Here is a 15,251-nt window from a genome sequence, read left to right on the forward strand (position 1 = left end):
TTACCTCCCAATCTTCTGGCGTTTTGCCATAATACATTTTCCGCCGCGGACTCCCCCGATCGGACATTTCGGGTGGCCGAGACTGTTCATACATCTTCCCATAAGGGCTGCGCCGCGAGCGAGACCGTCATCAACAAACACGAGATGGGTAACCGGATCATCGTAGAGATTGCGTTCGGTCACTCCGTCCAGAATATACTGCGGCTTGTTGCCTGAGATGATGGCGCGGCCCGTAAAACCGATGGAGCTGTTTGGCGGCAGGACATTTCTCTCCATACAGAGATCAATGATTTTGAGCGCGACTGCTGCACACAGCCGGTCAACGACCTCACGGATAACATCCTTGCTCTCATTCTTCGCAAGCTCAGCACCAATTGCTTCAAGCTCAGGAATTTTGTCGCCATCGTGTCCCACATCAACGCCAAGCAGATAAATTCCCGAAGCCTTTGCAACGTCTGCGCAGACTGGTACTTTACCGAAATGTTTGCGGTCTGCCGGAACCTCGGTGATGTCAAGAATGGCCATGCACCGCTCCACATACGGCATCGCCTTCTTTGTGGCACGGTTCGCCGCAGGCTTGCAGGTTTCACCGAAGAGATCCAGTGCTGTTCCCTTCTTTTTGTCCACAAGACCTGTTCCTCTGATGATCGCGTCAGGAATTGCTCCCGCAAGACCACAGAAGTTTCCGATCGTTTTTGCGAACGGACTCGCTGCATCAGGATCGACATCGCTCGTGATACGGCCGTCCAGCGTTGTACCGAAGTCCATGGAGATGCAGGGGTTGCGGAAATCAACCGGCGTCCACTTGGCTCCTTCTTTGATTCCTGCCATCGCAAGCTCGCCTTCCATCTCGTTTGCGACCATCTCAACTCCGGAAGCTCCAGCAGGCGGCGTGACGCCTGCGACCGCACCGGTGAAGACTAATCTGTCTGCGAAGCTGAACTCACGGAGCTTTGGCGGCAGATTATCTTTGCCCATCGGCGGCGTCATTTTTCTTGGAGGAACGCCTGCCTCAAGACAGCCGTTTGCAAGAGCCACAATAAAATCCCCTACCTGATCGGGCGAGTCCATTGCGGCAACGACTCCTGTGCTGCGCACCACGAAGTCGAGATCTCCCTTGATGGTCAGGTCAGCGTCGCGGTGGCATTGTATCAGCGTGTTTTTCACGAGTTCGGTGACCGACTCCCGGGTAAGTTCGGTTCCGTCCAGGGTCGTTCCAAACACCTGTTCCCCCGGCTTTGGCGGCCTGACGTCACGGCTCATTGAGACGGTTTTGTTGATAACATAGGACCGTCCTTCTTCAAGATCGGTTCCGGTAAGGATGCATTTGGTAGTCGTATTTCCCATCTCAACGGATGCAACGATGAAATACGGCTTTGATTTGTATTCGGGAATGCTCATTCCCGCTCCGTGTCCGGTAACCGGTGGCGGAATACTCTCCACAATCCACGGTTTCTTCGCGGTAAATCGGTCAAAAAAACCTGCCGTCATATTACAGACAGTACTATTTCTGATTGATAAATAGGTTTGCATCCCCAATCTCAGAGCGGTGCAATGCCCACAAGCACAAGCACGCCGAAGATGATCGGATTATGAATCAGATAAATGATGAGCGAGTGTCTGCCGAAGAACGCGAGGGGGGACGCCGCACGCGGCATCTCGCCAAACTTTTGCAAAAAGTACTGCCGCACGCCGCCTTTATAGAAGATCATACCAAGAGCAACACCAACAAGCATCACCCCAAACCAGGGAATGAGCGGTTCGTAGTCAAGTGATGCAAACCCGACCGGAGTTATGCCGAATGGAATCAGAATTGCAGGTCCCCTGACGAGTGAGAGAAGCGGCGAGATTGCGATGATCACAATACCAAACGCTGCTGTGATCTTTGGCGATATCTTGAGAACTACAAACGGAATGGCAAGAATGGTTGCGCAGCCGATTAAGTGGAGGATGCCAAACACCACGGTCTCTGAAGGAAAAAGAATCCAGGACGCGACTGTGATAACTGCTGCAAAGCAGAGAATGTAGAGGCCGCGGACGAACATTTTCTTTGCGGCCTTTGGAATGTTCGCCTCTTTTGCGGTGAAGAGAATAAGTGAAGCGCCTGCAATCGTCACAAACAAAAATGCAATAGGGGCTCCTGTCATCACATACGGATTAAACCAGGGAATCATCGTTGGCGCAAAAAAACTTAGCTGGAAAAAAATATGGTATGCGATCATCAGAAGAATCGCAACTCCTCGTGCCGCATCAAGTTCCCAGTACCGCGCCATGGTTAACTGCCTTTATGTTTCTCGGGAGTCCATATGTATTCACCGAAAGTGAGTTCTTATGACTGACGAGCATATTATCGAAGCAATCGGCATGACCCGCGTGGTAATCCGCGACGGTGTTGTCGTAGAGACCGGTGAGCCAAAAATTCATTCATGTCCTCTGGCGAAACGGTTTGCAAAACCGGTGGACCCGATCACCTCTGCAGCAGTCGCGGACAACATCACTGCCCGCATCAGCAAGTTTGGCATGTGCACGAAAAACCGTGAGGTCCTTGACAAGGAAACCTTTGTTCTGTTCGGTGCATCAGAGCTGATGACCACCGGTCTTCGGACCGGTAGGATTGAGGCTGCGGTTATTGCATCTGATGGTGCCGGCACCGTCATCGTCAGGTCTCCGGAACTTGTACAGGGCATCGGCGGACGAATGTCTGGTCTTGTTTCAACCACTCCGTATCCAGAGGTAATCGCACGAATTGAAGCGGCAGGCGGTATTGTTATCAATAAACAGACCGGCGCAATGGATGTACTTGCAGGACTTGCCAAGGCAAAAGAGATGGGATGGACCAAAGTGGCGGTGACCGTCGCAGGTTTTCAGCATGAACTCGCTGAAGAGATTCGCGCGTCCTACCCAAGCGCCCTGATTATCGCAGTTCACACCTCATCGGTCGCTTCTCTTGAAGACGCTCTTCGTCTTGCGAAAGTTTCGGATCTGGTATTCTCCTGCGCCTCAAAGTATGTCCGCGAGGCAGCAGCCTCCTGTGCACTCGTGCAGGGCGGTGTCGGCGTTCCGGTATTTGCCATGTCAAAGCTCGGAAAAATGATCATCATGGACCGGCTTATTGAAACCGATCAGCCGATTCTTGTGAAAAACACCAGACTGCCGGTAAGCGATATGGGAAGCATCCCTGACCCGCTTATCTAAAAAAACCAAAAAATATTTTTTTATTGATCTTCACATTTCGGCTCTTTTCGCGCCTTTATTGCGTAGTATATGCCGGAGATGAGCATTGCAAGACCCAGCAGTCCGACTGCGATGCCGATGATGTCTCCTGCGATGGTGATGTACATCTCATTCATGATCACTTCTGACGTCGTGAGGAGATAGTTATTGAATGCCTGCAGTCCGAAGATTGAGAGGATGAGCGCGAACACTCCTCCGAAGATTAGTCCGCTGGGTTTTGTCTCGTACTTCTGAAACATGATAACTGATACTCCTCGTCGAGGATATTTATAAATGTCGATTGCAGACGAAAACGTCAGGGACTGATACAGAGAATATTTTGAAAAACAGTGCGAGGGATGGGATTCGAACCCAAGAACTACTACTAGACTAGCCCCTCAAGCTAGCGCCGTTGACCTGGCTTGGCTACCCTCGCATTCTGGCTGAAAACTCATTTCGAGTCTGTCAGTGCGACCTATACATGTGGGTCATACTGGTTAATAAATCTACTGATGTTCAGGGATTTCGGATTTTTCCGGTTTCCCTGCTGCCGCAAATCAGTATGAGGTCGCTCGCAGAGGATAGTATAAATACATTCGTCGATACACAACTTTGTACATGTGGCGTACCATTCTCGAACCATTTTCCGACTCTCCGTCGCAGCAGCGAGTTGTCAAGTTTCTTCTGGAGAGCGGCTTTGGTGTCAGTAAATCCGGAAAAGTTGCTGTCAACGGTATTGAGATCTCAGCAACCGCTGTCGCCCGCGTTGTTGACGTTGACCGGCGCGTTGTTGACACGACCGTCAAGAGAATTCTTGAGATGGATGACATCCGTGAGACCTTCTTCCACCTCCGCGTCACTCCTGATATCACCGACGTTGCAAAAAATCTCGGGCTCTCGGTTGTGACCATTCTACCGAAAAATGCCGGCGACAAAAATATTGTTGCGTCAGCCGTCGCCGTCCTTGCCTCGCATGACCTCCCGCTCCGCCAGATCTTTGTGACCGACCCCTACATCGCCGAGTCCCCGCGGCTGGTAATCATCATCGACGGAACCCTTCCGGCAGCTGCGATCGAAGATCTTCGTGCACTGCCTGCGGTCGCTTCGATCATACTGTAGGCAGGAACACTGTAGCACCACCCACTGATGATAATAAACGCGAATAGCGCGAATAAAAAACCGCCAATGGCGATTTTTCAAAAAAAATATTTGCGTTTCTCTGGGGTATTTCTATCTAATAATAAATCACTAAATCCTTCCTTAAAAATCGCCATTGGCGATTTTTTATTCGCGTTATTCGCGTTTCAAAATATTCGCCGACAAGCAAGTCCTATTCTTTGAAATTTCCGCGTGTTCTGATTTTTCGTGGGCTGCCCGGGCATAAAGACACACCACGCGATAAACAATCAGATTAATTAGTTTCAGTGACGAACGATAAGGATATGGTATCCAGTATTGTCCTTCCGATAAAAAAGGTCAACTCTCTTGTAGACTCCAAGATCTCTGTCGAGATTAAGGACGAAGGCCGCAGGTTTGAGGGACGCCTTGTTGCAGTGGACGAGTACCTCAATCTTCACCTTGAAGAAGCAATCGAGGTCAGCGAGACCGCCCGTAGAAATCTCGGCACGGTTGTCATCCGCGGAAACAACATCCTGAGCATCTCCCCAATCAACTAAATCTCATGACAGCACCCCAGATGAGTGACAATGAAGTCGCTGCACTTACGCACATCCGGGCAAATCCGGAGGGTGTTCTGCAGAGCGAACTCTGGAAAGATCTTGGCGTTGACAGCAGAGCGTGTTCGCGCGTCCTCAAGAAACTTGAGGACGGCGGATACATTGAACGTGAAGAGTGCCGCAGAGACGGCGTCCGCACCTACCTTGTCAAAATAGCCAGAAAAGATGAAAAAATTGATCCGATGCTTCTCATGGCAGGCGAGACAATTGTTCCCTGCGTTGCATGCGAGGAAGAGTGCAATGTTGAGCACTGTAAAATGCTCGAAGACTGGGTTTACGAACTCGTCTTTTCGGAAATGGAATAATATTTTCCTCACTCGAACCTTTCTTTTTTCCTAATCGATATGTTATTTTATGCCGGCGTTGATGTAGTACATCATGTCACAGCGAGCCGCGGAAGCTCTTTTTACTGCTTTGTTTTCCTTAACCGATATACGTGCACTCCTTCGCGAGACTGCGCCCTCCCACGAGTTTGACGATGCACAAAAAACTGCCGCAGAAAAATATCTGGCCACGGTCAAAAAACAGATAGCTATCCTTGAGGAGGAGCTCTTATGAGATGCGCGGCAAACATCGACGCCCGCATGGTGGAAGAGACCGCGATCAATCTGGATCCGATTCAGGTTGCAGGGAGACTGACCCCTGAAGCAATGAAGGCGGTTATTGCCTGGGGCGACGGCTACTCGGTCTGTGACAACTGCCGAAAACCGTTCCGTCTTGACTATATTCAAAATCCTCCGTTAAAGGAGTTTCATGTGGAACTCGCCGAGTGGCTCGGCATGGCACAGGCGAGAACGGTTCCAGGGGCCCGTCGTGCATTCCAGCAGGTTGCAGGAACGTATGTGGAGAAAGGCGACCCGGTCTTAATCGGCGCTCTGGCGCACTACACCTCTTACCTCTCGGTTGAGATCTGTCGCGGTATTGTTCGCGAGATCCCCAAAACCGCAGACAATCATATCACTCCTGATGATACGGCAAACCGTATCGAGGATGTCATCCGCGAGTTCGGCACAGTGCCGAAACTTCTCTATATCGATCATGTTGACTACCAGTTCGGCAACATGCATGACGTGCGTGGCGTGACAAAAGTTGCTCATCAGTATGATGTGCCGGTTCTCTACAACGGTGTTTACACGGTCGGCGTGATGCAGGTAAATGGAAAAGATCTCGGTGTTGATTTTGTGGTCGGCTCCGGTCACAAGAGTATGGCGGCTCCTGCTCCCTCCGGAGTTCTTGCGGCAACCGAAGAGCGCGCCGAAGAGGTTTTTAGAACAACGCAGATGACGGGCGACCTCACCGGCAGAAAGTTCGGCATCAAAGAGGTCGGCATCATCGGGTGCTCGCTGATGGGCGCACCGATTGTCGGCATGCTTGCATCGTTCCCGAAGGTGAAGGCGCGGGTCGAGCAGTTTGATTCTGAGATGGCAAACAGCAAAATAATCGTTGATGCGCTGAAATCGATCGAAGGAACCAAAATTCTCTCCGAGTATCCGAGAAAGCACACACTCACCCGCGTTGATACGAGCGGATCGTTTGACGTGGTTGCTCAGACGCATAAGAAGCGCGGCTTCTTCCTCTCCAGCGCGCTTGGCAAAAAGGGCATCACCGGCATTATTCCCGGCGCAACCAAAGTCTGGAAGTTCAACACCTACGGCATGACGAAAAAACAGGCCGAGTATGTTGCGAAAACCTATCTCGATATCGCCGAGGAAAACGGTCTCAGGGTCGCATAAAATTATGTTCTTTCATCTGATTGTAACCGATGACTGCAACCTCTGCTGCTCCTACTGCCGGGCAAAGATGTTTGAGGAGGAGGATCCGGCAGGAGGCACTCCTGGTACGATCGATGAAACCATTGCTGAAACCCTTGACTATCCGCTTGAAGACCTTTACCGTTTTCTTGCGAAGGATCCTGACTGTGTGCTGACCTTCATCGGGGGAGAGCCGCTCTTGCGAGCCGACATCGTCACCGAGATCATGGACCATGCGCCGGTCAGCCGCTTCATGCTTCAGACGAACGGCACCAGACTTGGCGAGTTGCCGCCTGCGTACGCGAATAAATTCGAGACGATTCTCATCTCGATCGACGGCTGCCGCGAGCTGACCGACGGACACCGCGGCTGCGGCATCTATGATCGCGTTATTGCCGTCACGGATCTTATCCGTGGCCGCGGATATACTGGCGAGCTGATTGCCCGCATGACGGTTGCCGAGGACACGGATATTTTTGCGAGCGTAACGCATCTCGCAGATCATTTTTCCTCGATTCACTGGCAGATGGACGCGGACTTTACCGGCGACTACTCGCACCGGAGATTTTCCGAGTGGAAGGACTCTTACAACGCAGGCATCGTAAAACTCGTGGACGAGTGGGTCTCGCGAATCGAACGGACGAACACTGTTCCAAAGTGGTATCCGTTTCTTTCGACAACCGAGGACATGCTGTTTGGAGGAAAAAGCAGACTTCGGTGCGGGTCAGGTTACTCCAACTACAGCATCATGACCAACGGCTGGGTTGCGCCGTGCCCGATTATGGTCGGAATGGCAGATTACTATGCAGGCCATATCAGTTCAGCTGTTCCTCTGAACCTGCCGCAGATTCAGATTCAGGAGCCGTGTCCGTCCTGCGATATCTATGGATTCTGCGGCGGTCGGTGCCTCTACTCAAATATTGTTCGGCCCTGGCGCGAAAATTACACGTTTGTCTGCGACACGGTCCATGCCCTGCACGACGCACTTGCGTCGCAGCTTCCACGCCTGCAAACCATGATCGATGAAGGAAAACTTACGCGGGAATCATTTGCCCACACCCGCTACAATGGATGTGAGATCATCCCGTGAGGAGAATCACATGGAACCGTTTCTCCTCTGCCTCTTAATTGCAACCGGTCTGTTTGCCGGATTTATGTCCGGCCTTCTTGGGGTTGGGGGCGGATTTATTTTTGCACCGGTGATGTATTTTGTGATGAAAGCATCAGGCGTTGATCCTGAGACCTCAATTCTCGTTGCATTCGGTACAAGCCTTGCCGTGGCACTACCGACCGTTCTCTCCAGTGCGCTCGGTCACTCGAGAAAAGGAAATGTTGTCTGGCGTGACGCGATGATCATCGGGATCGCAGGAATTGTGACCGGTTATATTGGGGGCACGGTTGCAACCCATCTTCCGGTTCAGATGCTGACATTTTTGTTCGGTCTGATGCTCATTATCGCAGCTGTTCGCATGGTGACCGCTCTTCCGTCAGGTGACGCGCGGTCGCTGTCCACTCCTGCGGGAGTCGGCATCGGCGGTTTCGCCGGATTCATGTCCGGCCTTCTTGGCATCGGCGGCGGAACGGTCGTCGTGCCGCTGCTGACAATTTTTGGAAAGTATCAGATGCGGTATGCGGTTGCGACATCAGCTGCGGCAATTGTGCTCATCACGCTTGGCGGCATTACCTCCTATGTGGTGAACGGTCTGTCCGTTCACGTGAACCTCTCCTCCTACGGATTTTATTTGATCGGATATGTGGATCTCGTGATGTGGGCGATCCTTGCGGTGACGGCTGTTCCCATGGCACTCATCGGCGTAGCGTATGCAAGCAGGTTTCCTGACAAACTTCTGAAAAAGATCTTTGTTGTGCTGATGATAATTATCGCTCTTGACATGCTTGGCGTCTTCTCTTTTGTGGGCAAACTGATCGGTCTGTGAATGGTCAGGACAGATTGTCCTTATATGATGCGTGCAATATATGTATTCCATGAAAAAGTACTGGTCAGGTGCCCTACCGGAGCCCGGCGTCCGAACGGTTGCCGATATGGCAAACGTATTTGCCCGCCCTCCAAGCGCTGACCCTGCAACCCCGCTCTACTATATGTACCGTGATCTCTACAAAACGCACGGAGATCACACATGGCTCGAACGCCATCATCTCAGATACGATATTACAAGAATACCACCGGGCGTCTACAACGGCGAGTACACCAAAACAAAAGGTCACTATCATCCGGAAAATCCTGCCGGCCTTCCTTATCCTGAGGTCTATGAGGTGCTGTGCGGGTTTGCCTACTATCTTCTCCAGCGCCGCGATCACACGGACGTGCTTCTGGTTCCTGCGCATGCGGGAGATACTGTCTTGATCCCTCCGGGCTACGGTCATGTGACTATCAATCCGGGCCGCGAGGATCTGGTGATGGCAAATCTCGTCTCCACGGATTTTGTCAGTGAGTATGGCGAGATCGATGAGATGTGTGGAGCAGCCTACTATTACATGAAAAAAGAGGGCTGGGTTGCAAATCCGCGGTACGGCGATCCTATTCCGATGCATGTGATGCTGCCTGAACCGATTCCTGAGGTCGGACTTGGCGAAGGGAGGAGTCTGTACGATCTTGTGGGTTCCGGGGACACGCTCAATATTATGAACAGGCCGGAAGAGTACATGAACGTCCTTGGCAAGTACTCTGCGGCAAAAAAGAGGATGTGATTTATCTCATCAGGTTGTCGCCGTACATGGGTGTCGGGATGCCAAACCCTCCTGCGACATCCAGAATATGTCCGGTGATGTACGAGGAGTCGTCGCCTGCAAAGAACAGCACCGCGTTTGCGATGTCTTCGGGCTCCCCCACACGGTTCAGCGGAACATGACGCAGGAACGAGTCCTGAAACTCGTTCGTCATATTATTTTTGAGCGCATCTGTCATGATCATTCCTGGCAGGACTGCATTACAGCGAACATGATATCTCGCGTACTGGGTTGCAATATTTTGAGTGAGTGTGTTGACCGCAGACTTTGCAACACAGTAGGCGAGTCCTGAGATGTCAGGGCTGATTGAGCCAATCGATGAGATGTTGACAATACTTCCGCCTCCGCTTTTGATCATGTGAGGAATCGCTGCCTTGCTTGAGAGGTACACGCTTTGCAGATTGTCCTGCACGATATGGAAAAATGCGTCCGTGTCTCCGGTCAGAAGATCGAGGTCAAGGGTCCGGTCGGTTGATCCATAATTGTTTACGAGGATGTCAAGCCTGCCTTCTGCTTTGACCGTTTCCTCAATCATGGTGGTGTAGGTTGCAGGCTCGCGGGCATTGAAGCGAACGAACTTTGCCTTTCCTCCTGTCCAGATAATGTCTGCGATAACTTCGTCTGCGAGTTCCTTGGATCGCGCGGCAATATAGACGGTGCAGCCGTTTTCTGCCAGAAGCTTTGCACTTTCAAGACCAATGCCTTTTGTTGACGCAGTGATTACTGCGACTTTGCCGTCGAGTTTTTTCACAGGTGCTGCCATGAAGGATACTCTCTTTCGATTTCTGATATAGTTTTTGGCGATGGCATCGCTGATGTGATACCGCGAAAAAATAAGCGAGTGAATGGTGAATGAGCATGGTGAAATTTTAAAACGCGAATAGCGCGAATAAAAAAATCGCCAATGGCGATTTTTGATTAATTACTAAAATTACGTATTTTTGAACTGATCTCTCCGCTCAGAGATATGCATATTTTTTTCATTCGTGCTATTCCGCGAAGCGGTGAGCAGGCCTTCGGCATGCGATTCGCGTTTCAGATAAAAAAAGTTAATGAAGTTTTTTGATATGGATTTTTTCCTGGGACTCGGTTGACACCTGTGTTGTTTCCGCAGAGTCTGCACGAAGCTGTTTGATCGGGCGGATGGAAACCGCATTGACATATATCGCATTAGCGTCGCTGATCTTTCTCGCAATGGTTCCAATAATCTCAACAACCGCACCGACACCGACGAGTGGGTCGGGATGGGCAAAACGCCTCACAATTATCTGACCGGTCGGGTCTGAGATGAGATAAACTGGCTTTCCCATGAGGATTCCAGAGACCTTGAGAATTTTTCCCTCCACAATAACCGGCGTGCCAAGCATCGCAGGAGATATCTGGCGTGCGCGAGTGAATTTTGCTCTGGCTTTAAGGCCTGGGAGTTGCTCCAAAACCTGTTTTTCCGTCAGATAGTTCATGGCAAGTGGCATGCATATGAGAAGCACACACAGCGGAGCGCCGACGTAGATATATGCCCAGTCCTTCGTCGAGCCGTACATCATGGCACACATTGCTGCAAAAAACACCGTGACCGCGAACAAAAGCGGCGGCACACGAACAGTTATCCCACGTATTTTCATCTGATTTACTGGTGGGAGGAGTGACAATATAAATTCACTCTCGGAATCTGTTCCCTGTCTAAATCTTTTATTGACACCCAACATTTGTCATTGATCTCACGAAATGCATGTTTGTGGCCTGTTTACTACTTTGCGGGCTGAAATATGATCAATGACCGAAAAAAGAGATAGCGAAAAAGGATCTTTGATCAGATCTCTTTGAGCCGGTACTCGGATCGCCCGAGCCCCATCTCTTCTGCATAACTGAACTGCAGCTCAGGCTGCGTTCCCGGCCACACGCGGGTAAACTTCTCCTCACCGCAGTGATGATGATCAGGCAGCAGACTGCCGTAGACACCTTCAGCCTCGTTGACCAGATCATAACAGGCCTTGTCGAGCGCTACCGGATCACGTGACGCAAGAATGCCGATGTCAGGAACAAACGGAATATCATTCCAGGGAGTGCAGTCGCAGTGCGGTGTAATGTTCGTCAGGAAGTTGATGTAGAATGCCTTGCCGATCTTGTTCGCAACAGCTCCCGCCGCATACTCAATCATTCTCTCAACAAAAATCGTACCGTCATCCTTCCAGTCGATATCGATCGCATGCTTCGGACAACAGTTCATACACATCAGACAGCCAATGCAGTGCTCGAGATCAATCGCGATCTCTTTCTCAGCAAGGCTGATACAGAACTCAGGACATGCATTGATGCATGCACCGCAGGTAATGCAGTCATCTTTTTTGATGAACGGACGTGTCGTATGCTGCTCGCGTTTTCCTTCGCCTGATGCACATCCCATGCCGAGATTCTTGAGTGCGCCACCAAACCCGGCAACCTCATGGCCCTTAAAATGAGAGACGACAACGATACTATCAGCAGAAACAATATCTGCGGCAACTTTTACGAACTCGAAATGTTTTCCGTACACCTCGACCAGCTTTTCATTCGTGCCTTTCAGTCCGTCGGCAATAATCACCGGACAGTCAGTCACCGTATAACAGAATCCGTGAGTAAGAGCAGTCTCTACATGATCAATCGCGTTTCTCCGACCGCCGAGATACAGAGTATTGGTATCAGTTAAAAACGGCTTGGCAAAGACCCCCTTCACTTGCCTGACAACTTCTGCAACATGCAGCGCGCTTACAAACGCATCGTTCCCGCGTTCGCCGAAATGTACTTTGACTGCGGTCAGGTCTCCGGGAGAGACCATATTCTCAAGACCTGCGGCATTGCACAACGCCTGGATTTTGCTATCGGTATTACGTTTGGCAGAAAGTGCTCCTGCGCGGGCGATGTAGACATCCTCCATATAATGAATTGATTTGGCGCTCCCTACGAATAGGGATTACGGCCGGTCACCCACTATACTATATCCTTAAACAACCTATTATATTGCGAATGGAGGATACGAAAACATTCGCAGAGTTCACAATCTCTGGAGAACTTCTTCAGGCGATTGAGGACATGGGATTTGAGGAGCCAACACCGATTCAGGCAATGGCTATTCCGCAGATTCTTGAGGGGAACGATGTAACAGGGCAGGCTCAGACGGGTACGGGGAAAACGGCGGCGTTCGGGATTCCAATTATCGAGAGACTTGATCCGGCGAATAAAAGGGTACAGGCATTAGTACTTTCACCCACGAGGGAACTTGCAATACAGACGGCCGAGGAGTTTTCCCGGCTGATGAAATATAAACAGGGACTCAGTGTGGTTCCGATTTACGGCGGACAGCCGATTGATCGGCAGCTTAAGGTGCTCCGCGGATCTGTTCAGGTTGTTATCGGAACCCCCGGAAGAGTTATTGATCACTTAAAGCGTGGAACACTGAACGTTGATTCGGTCAGAATGTTCGTGCTTGATGAAGCAGACCAGATGCTTGACATGGGTTTCCGTGAGGATATTGAGGAGATCTTCCACAATACGCCGGAAGACCGCCAGACAATTCTGTTCTCGGCAACCATGCCGGCACCGATTCTGGACATCACCCGCAGATTCCAGCGCGACCCGCAGTTTGTGAAGATCACGCGCCGCGAACTGACGGTTCCGCAGATCGAGCAGACCTACATTGAGATCCGCGAGCGCGACAAGCTTGAGGCACTCAGCCGACTGCTGGATATGAACAATCCGGAACTCGCTCTGGTGTTCTGTAACACCAAGAGAACGGTTGACGATCTGATGAGCAGACTCCAGGCACGCGGCTACTTTGTTGAAGCCCTGCACGGAGACATGAAACAGATGCAGCGCGACCGCGTCATGGCACGCTTCCGCGCAGGATCGATTGATGTTCTGATCGCAACCGATGTTGCGGCACGCGGTATCGATGTCGATGACGTTGATATGGTGTTCAATTATGATGTTCCGCAGGATGTGGAGTACTATGTGCACCGCATCGGCAGAACCGGTCGTGCAGGCAGAGCCGGCAAGTCGGTGACGTTTGTGTCTCCGCGTGAGATCTACAAGCTCCGCGATATTCAGCGGTATGCAAAGATCACGATTGCAAAGACACCTCTGCCGTCGCTTGACGATGTTGCCGAGATGAAGATGCAGGTGTTCCTTGATAAGGTCAGAACTGTTATCACAGCAGGAAACCTTGAGAAGTATCTGCCGATGGTTGAGCAGCTGCTCGAGACCGAGGACGAGGCCGAGATTACAAGCATCGAAGTCGCGGCAGCGCTTCTGAAGATGCACCTTGATACCGGCAAGAACGGTTCATCCGAGTCCGGCGAAACTGCATCCTATGCAGCAGCTCCGGCTGGAGAGCCGGGTTCATTTGAAAATACCGGCGCAGAGTCCGGTATGGTCAGATTCAGAATCACGCTTGGAAAGAATCAGCAGATCCGGCCAAAGGATATCGTCGGCGCGTTTGCAGGCGAGTGTAATATCCCGGGAAGCTGTATCGGCAGAATCGATCTCTACGGCAACTACTCGTTTGTGGAAGTTCCGCTCGAACACGCGACGACTGTTCTCAACACGATGAGCCAGAAGACGATCCGCGGTCAGGAGCTTGAGATTCAGACGGCAACGCCGAGATCAGAACGTGAGGAAGAGGAGAAGGAACGCAGCCGTTCTTTCCGCAGCAATGACCGCGGCGGAGACCGCAGACCAAGCGGCAATGGCAACAGCCGCGGAGGCTACGGTAACCGCAATGGCGGCGGCGGAGGCAATTATCGCTCAGGCGGAGACCGCCGCGGCGGTAATGGCGGAGGCTACGGCAACCGTAACGGCGGCGGCGGCAACTATCGCTCAGGCGGAGACCGCCGCGGCAGTAGTGGTGGAAGCGACCGTAGAATGTACGGCAGCGACGACGACTACTAACTCCCTTTTTTTAGATTGATCTATTTCAATTCACGAATAAAGATGTAAAATCTGTTCGAGCACTAGCTTTATCCGTTTGACAGCCAAGAGATACTGTACAATGGTCGTCGAACATATCTGCGGTTTCAAAAAAGAGATCTTTTGCCGGGAGTGCGGGACCGAACTTATTCAGAACTCGCGCGGACAGTTGATGTGCCCGAAGTGCAACCGCCGTCCGGCAATTCTCTGTCCCCAGTGCGGCAGGCTCTGGTAACGTTATGCGGCTGACATCAGCCAGGCAAGATATTTTTCCCGGATCAGATTTACTTCTGTAGGCGTGAGGTCAAGCCGTCCGCTTCGGTACAGATATCTTTCCACCTCTTTTATCAGAATTTCAGCCTGGGAAAAATCATCCACTTCCAAGTAGACCGGAACTTTATCAACCGTTATCACTTCCCCGCAGACCGGGCAGAGCTTCCACTTACCGTACTGATCCGTATAGGTGAACTGGTAGCAGCCCGGGCAGCGGATAACGCGATACGTGCTCATGCGGATATATCAGTTGATTGACGTGAACCGTAAAAAAAGTATCTCTCCGGGAGGTTTTGGATTTTTCTTCATGGAAAAATTTCTGACAAAACTGTAACCGCACATGCGGCTACAAAAAAATCGATGAATTATCCTTCAAACGAAAAACAAACAGGATATATTTGGTTTTACCAGAAGTGTAGCCGATGTAGCCGGTAAATCAGTACTCTCTATTCAGAAAAATTCAACTAAAAACAACAATAGCAAACCATCGGCTACAAAAAACATAAAACCTCTGAAACGGAATTATTCTCAAAATTAATCCTGAAAAATGCTCGAATTTGTAGCCGCATGGTGCGGCTACATTAGAGGC

At 51.0% G+C, this 15,251-nt stretch carries 18 protein-coding genes and 1 tRNA gene; 11 read left to right on the plus strand and 8 right to left on the minus strand.

Going from position 1 to position 15,251, the window contains the following annotated elements; genetic code table 11:
- Entirely contained in the window at window positions 1-1,491 is a 1,491-nt protein-coding gene (locus tag McpCs1_RS01380; RefSeq protein WP_338095458.1) for a methanogenesis marker 14 protein, read from the minus strand.
- Between the two features lie 50 nt (window positions 1,492-1,541).
- A complete protein-coding gene (locus McpCs1_RS01385; protein WP_338095459.1) occupies window positions 1,542-2,273 on the minus strand; it encodes an acetyltransferase domain-containing protein in 732 nt (243 codons plus the stop codon).
- Between the two features lie 58 nt (window positions 2,274-2,331).
- Here McpCs1_RS01385 and McpCs1_RS01390 point away from each other — a divergent pair, with 58 nt between their 5' ends.
- A complete protein-coding gene (locus McpCs1_RS01390; RefSeq protein WP_338095460.1) occupies window positions 2,332-3,195 on the plus strand; it encodes a methanogenesis marker 8 protein in 864 nt (287 codons plus the stop codon).
- A 20-nt stretch (window positions 3,196-3,215) separates the two neighbouring features.
- On the opposite strand, the gene McpCs1_RS01395 is transcribed toward McpCs1_RS01390, so the two are convergent.
- Both McpCs1_RS01395 and McpCs1_RS01400 read right to left on the minus strand, forming a co-directional pair.
- Window positions 3,216-3,473, minus strand: coding sequence for a hypothetical protein (locus tag McpCs1_RS01395; protein ID WP_338093867.1), 258 nt, complete (start codon window positions 3,471-3,473; stop codon window positions 3,216-3,218).
- Between the two features lie 91 nt (window positions 3,474-3,564).
- Window positions 3,565-3,649 (minus strand) — tRNA-Leu (locus McpCs1_RS01400).
- Window positions 3,650-3,831: 182 nt separating this feature from the next.
- On the opposite strand from McpCs1_RS01400, the gene McpCs1_RS01405 reads away from it, so the two are divergent.
- The 8 genes from McpCs1_RS01405 to McpCs1_RS01440 all read left to right on the plus strand — a co-directional run bounded on the left by McpCs1_RS01405 (window position 3,832) and on the right by McpCs1_RS01440 (window position 9,409).
- On the plus strand, window positions 3,832-4,332 hold the full coding sequence (locus McpCs1_RS01405; RefSeq protein ID WP_338095461.1) for a TrpY family transcription regulator: 501 nt from the start codon (window positions 3,832-3,834) through the stop codon (window positions 4,330-4,332).
- Between the two features lie 323 nt (window positions 4,333-4,655).
- A complete protein-coding gene (locus McpCs1_RS01410) occupies window positions 4,656-4,889 on the plus strand; it encodes an LSM domain-containing protein (protein ID WP_338093869.1) in 234 nt (77 codons plus the stop codon).
- Window positions 4,890-4,894: 5 nt separating this feature from the next.
- Window positions 4,895-5,254, plus strand: a complete 360-nt coding sequence (locus tag McpCs1_RS01415; protein WP_338095462.1) for a helix-turn-helix transcriptional regulator — start codon at window positions 4,895-4,897, stop codon at window positions 5,252-5,254.
- 73 nt (window positions 5,255-5,327) lie between these two features.
- The gene (locus McpCs1_RS01420; protein ID WP_338095463.1) at window positions 5,328-5,507 is read left to right on the plus strand and encodes a hypothetical protein; all 180 of its coding nucleotides are present in this window, start codon (window positions 5,328-5,330) and stop codon (window positions 5,505-5,507) included.
- Window positions 5,504-6,682 (plus strand): O-phospho-L-seryl-tRNA:Cys-tRNA synthase, encoded by a 1,179-nt coding sequence (gene pscS, locus McpCs1_RS01425; RefSeq protein WP_338095464.1) that lies wholly within the window; start codon window positions 5,504-5,506, stop codon window positions 6,680-6,682. The genes McpCs1_RS01420 and pscS overlap by 4 nt, the downstream gene beginning before the upstream one ends.
- Window positions 6,683-6,686: 4 nt before the next feature.
- Window positions 6,687-7,790 (plus strand): TIGR04084 family radical SAM/SPASM domain-containing protein, encoded by a 1,104-nt coding sequence (locus McpCs1_RS01430; RefSeq protein WP_338095465.1) that lies wholly within the window; start codon window positions 6,687-6,689, stop codon window positions 7,788-7,790.
- Window positions 7,791-7,800: 10 nt separating this feature from the next.
- Complete coding sequence (locus tag McpCs1_RS01435) at window positions 7,801-8,637, plus strand: sulfite exporter TauE/SafE family protein (RefSeq protein ID WP_338095466.1); 837 nt, start codon at window positions 7,801-7,803, stop codon at window positions 8,635-8,637.
- Window positions 8,638-8,686: 49 nt separating this feature from the next.
- On the plus strand, window positions 8,687-9,409 hold the full coding sequence (locus McpCs1_RS01440; RefSeq protein ID WP_338095467.1) for a glucose-6-phosphate isomerase family protein: 723 nt from the start codon (window positions 8,687-8,689) through the stop codon (window positions 9,407-9,409).
- Window position 9,410: 1 nt separating this feature from the next.
- Here McpCs1_RS01440 and hdhA read toward each other — a convergent pair whose 3' ends face one another.
- From hdhA to McpCs1_RS01455, 3 genes are all read right to left on the minus strand, one after another.
- On the minus strand, window positions 9,411-10,211 hold the full coding sequence (gene hdhA, locus McpCs1_RS01445; protein ID WP_338095468.1) for a 7alpha-hydroxysteroid dehydrogenase: 801 nt from the start codon (window positions 10,209-10,211) through the stop codon (window positions 9,411-9,413).
- Between the two features lie 286 nt (window positions 10,212-10,497).
- Window positions 10,498-11,070 carry a hypothetical protein gene (locus tag McpCs1_RS01450; protein WP_338095469.1) on the minus strand — a complete coding sequence of 191 codons (573 nt, stop codon included), beginning with the start codon at window positions 11,068-11,070 and terminating at the stop codon, window positions 10,498-10,500.
- A gap of 188 nt (window positions 11,071-11,258) precedes the next feature.
- Window positions 11,259-12,362, minus strand: coding sequence for a DUF362 domain-containing protein (locus McpCs1_RS01455; protein WP_338095470.1), 1,104 nt, complete (start codon window positions 12,360-12,362; stop codon window positions 11,259-11,261).
- 89 nt (window positions 12,363-12,451) lie between these two features.
- Here McpCs1_RS01455 and McpCs1_RS01460 point away from each other — a divergent pair, with 89 nt between their 5' ends.
- A complete protein-coding gene (locus McpCs1_RS01460; protein ID WP_338095471.1) occupies window positions 12,452-14,371 on the plus strand; it encodes a DEAD/DEAH box helicase in 1,920 nt (639 codons plus the stop codon).
- Between the two features lie 100 nt (window positions 14,372-14,471).
- A complete protein-coding gene (locus McpCs1_RS01465) occupies window positions 14,472-14,624 on the plus strand; it encodes a DNA helicase PriA (RefSeq protein ID WP_338095472.1) in 153 nt (50 codons plus the stop codon).
- A 2-nt stretch (window positions 14,625-14,626) separates the two neighbouring features.
- Here the strand turns inward: McpCs1_RS01465 and McpCs1_RS01470 are convergent, their stop codons facing one another.
- Window positions 14,627-14,899 (minus strand): DUF1922 domain-containing protein, encoded by a 273-nt coding sequence (locus McpCs1_RS01470; RefSeq protein WP_338095473.1) that lies wholly within the window; start codon window positions 14,897-14,899, stop codon window positions 14,627-14,629.
- Window positions 14,900-15,251: the final 352 nt, after the last annotated feature.

Source organism: Methanorbis rubei (assembly GCF_032714495.1).
Taxonomy (GTDB): domain Archaea; phylum Halobacteriota; class Methanomicrobia; order Methanomicrobiales; family Methanocorpusculaceae; genus Methanocorpusculum; species Methanocorpusculum rubei.

Coding starts and splice junctions, on each gene's coding strand:
- McpCs1_RS01410 (WP_338093869.1), top strand. CDS start 4,656: ATGGTATCCAGTATTGTCCTTCCGATAAAAAAGGTCAACTCTCTTGTA.
- McpCs1_RS01465 (WP_338095472.1), top strand. CDS start 14,472: ATGGTCGTCGAACATATCTGCGGTTTCAAAAAAGAGATCTTTTGCCGG.
- McpCs1_RS01435 (WP_338095466.1), top strand. CDS start 7,801: ATGGAACCGTTTCTCCTCTGCCTCTTAATTGCAACCGGTCTGTTTGCC.
- McpCs1_RS01455 (WP_338095470.1), bottom strand. CDS start 12,362: ATGGAGGATGTCTACATCGCCCGCGCAGGAGCACTTTCTGCCAAACGT.
- hdhA (WP_338095468.1), bottom strand. CDS start 10,211: ATGGCAGCACCTGTGAAAAAACTCGACGGCAAAGTCGCAGTAATCACT.
- pscS (WP_338095464.1), top strand. CDS start 5,504: ATGAGATGCGCGGCAAACATCGACGCCCGCATGGTGGAAGAGACCGCG.
- McpCs1_RS01430 (WP_338095465.1), top strand. CDS start 6,687: ATGTTCTTTCATCTGATTGTAACCGATGACTGCAACCTCTGCTGCTCC.
- McpCs1_RS01470 (WP_338095473.1), bottom strand. CDS start 14,899: ATGAGCACGTATCGCGTTATCCGCTGCCCGGGCTGCTACCAGTTCACC.
- McpCs1_RS01420 (WP_338095463.1), top strand. CDS start 5,328: ATGTCACAGCGAGCCGCGGAAGCTCTTTTTACTGCTTTGTTTTCCTTA.
- McpCs1_RS01415 (WP_338095462.1), top strand. CDS start 4,895: ATGACAGCACCCCAGATGAGTGACAATGAAGTCGCTGCACTTACGCAC.
- McpCs1_RS01395 (WP_338093867.1), bottom strand. CDS start 3,473: ATGTTTCAGAAGTACGAGACAAAACCCAGCGGACTAATCTTCGGAGGA.
- McpCs1_RS01385 (WP_338095459.1), bottom strand. CDS start 2,273: ATGGCGCGGTACTGGGAACTTGATGCGGCACGAGGAGTTGCGATTCTT.
- McpCs1_RS01460 (WP_338095471.1), top strand. CDS start 12,452: ATGGAGGATACGAAAACATTCGCAGAGTTCACAATCTCTGGAGAACTT.
- McpCs1_RS01380 (WP_338095458.1), bottom strand. CDS start 1,491: ATGACGGCAGGTTTTTTTGACCGATTTACCGCGAAGAAACCGTGGATT.
- McpCs1_RS01440 (WP_338095467.1), top strand. CDS start 8,687: ATGAAAAAGTACTGGTCAGGTGCCCTACCGGAGCCCGGCGTCCGAACG.
- McpCs1_RS01450 (WP_338095469.1), bottom strand. CDS start 11,070: ATGAAAATACGTGGGATAACTGTTCGTGTGCCGCCGCTTTTGTTCGCG.
- McpCs1_RS01390 (WP_338095460.1), top strand. CDS start 2,332: ATGACTGACGAGCATATTATCGAAGCAATCGGCATGACCCGCGTGGTA.
- McpCs1_RS01405 (WP_338095461.1), top strand. CDS start 3,832: ATGTGGCGTACCATTCTCGAACCATTTTCCGACTCTCCGTCGCAGCAG.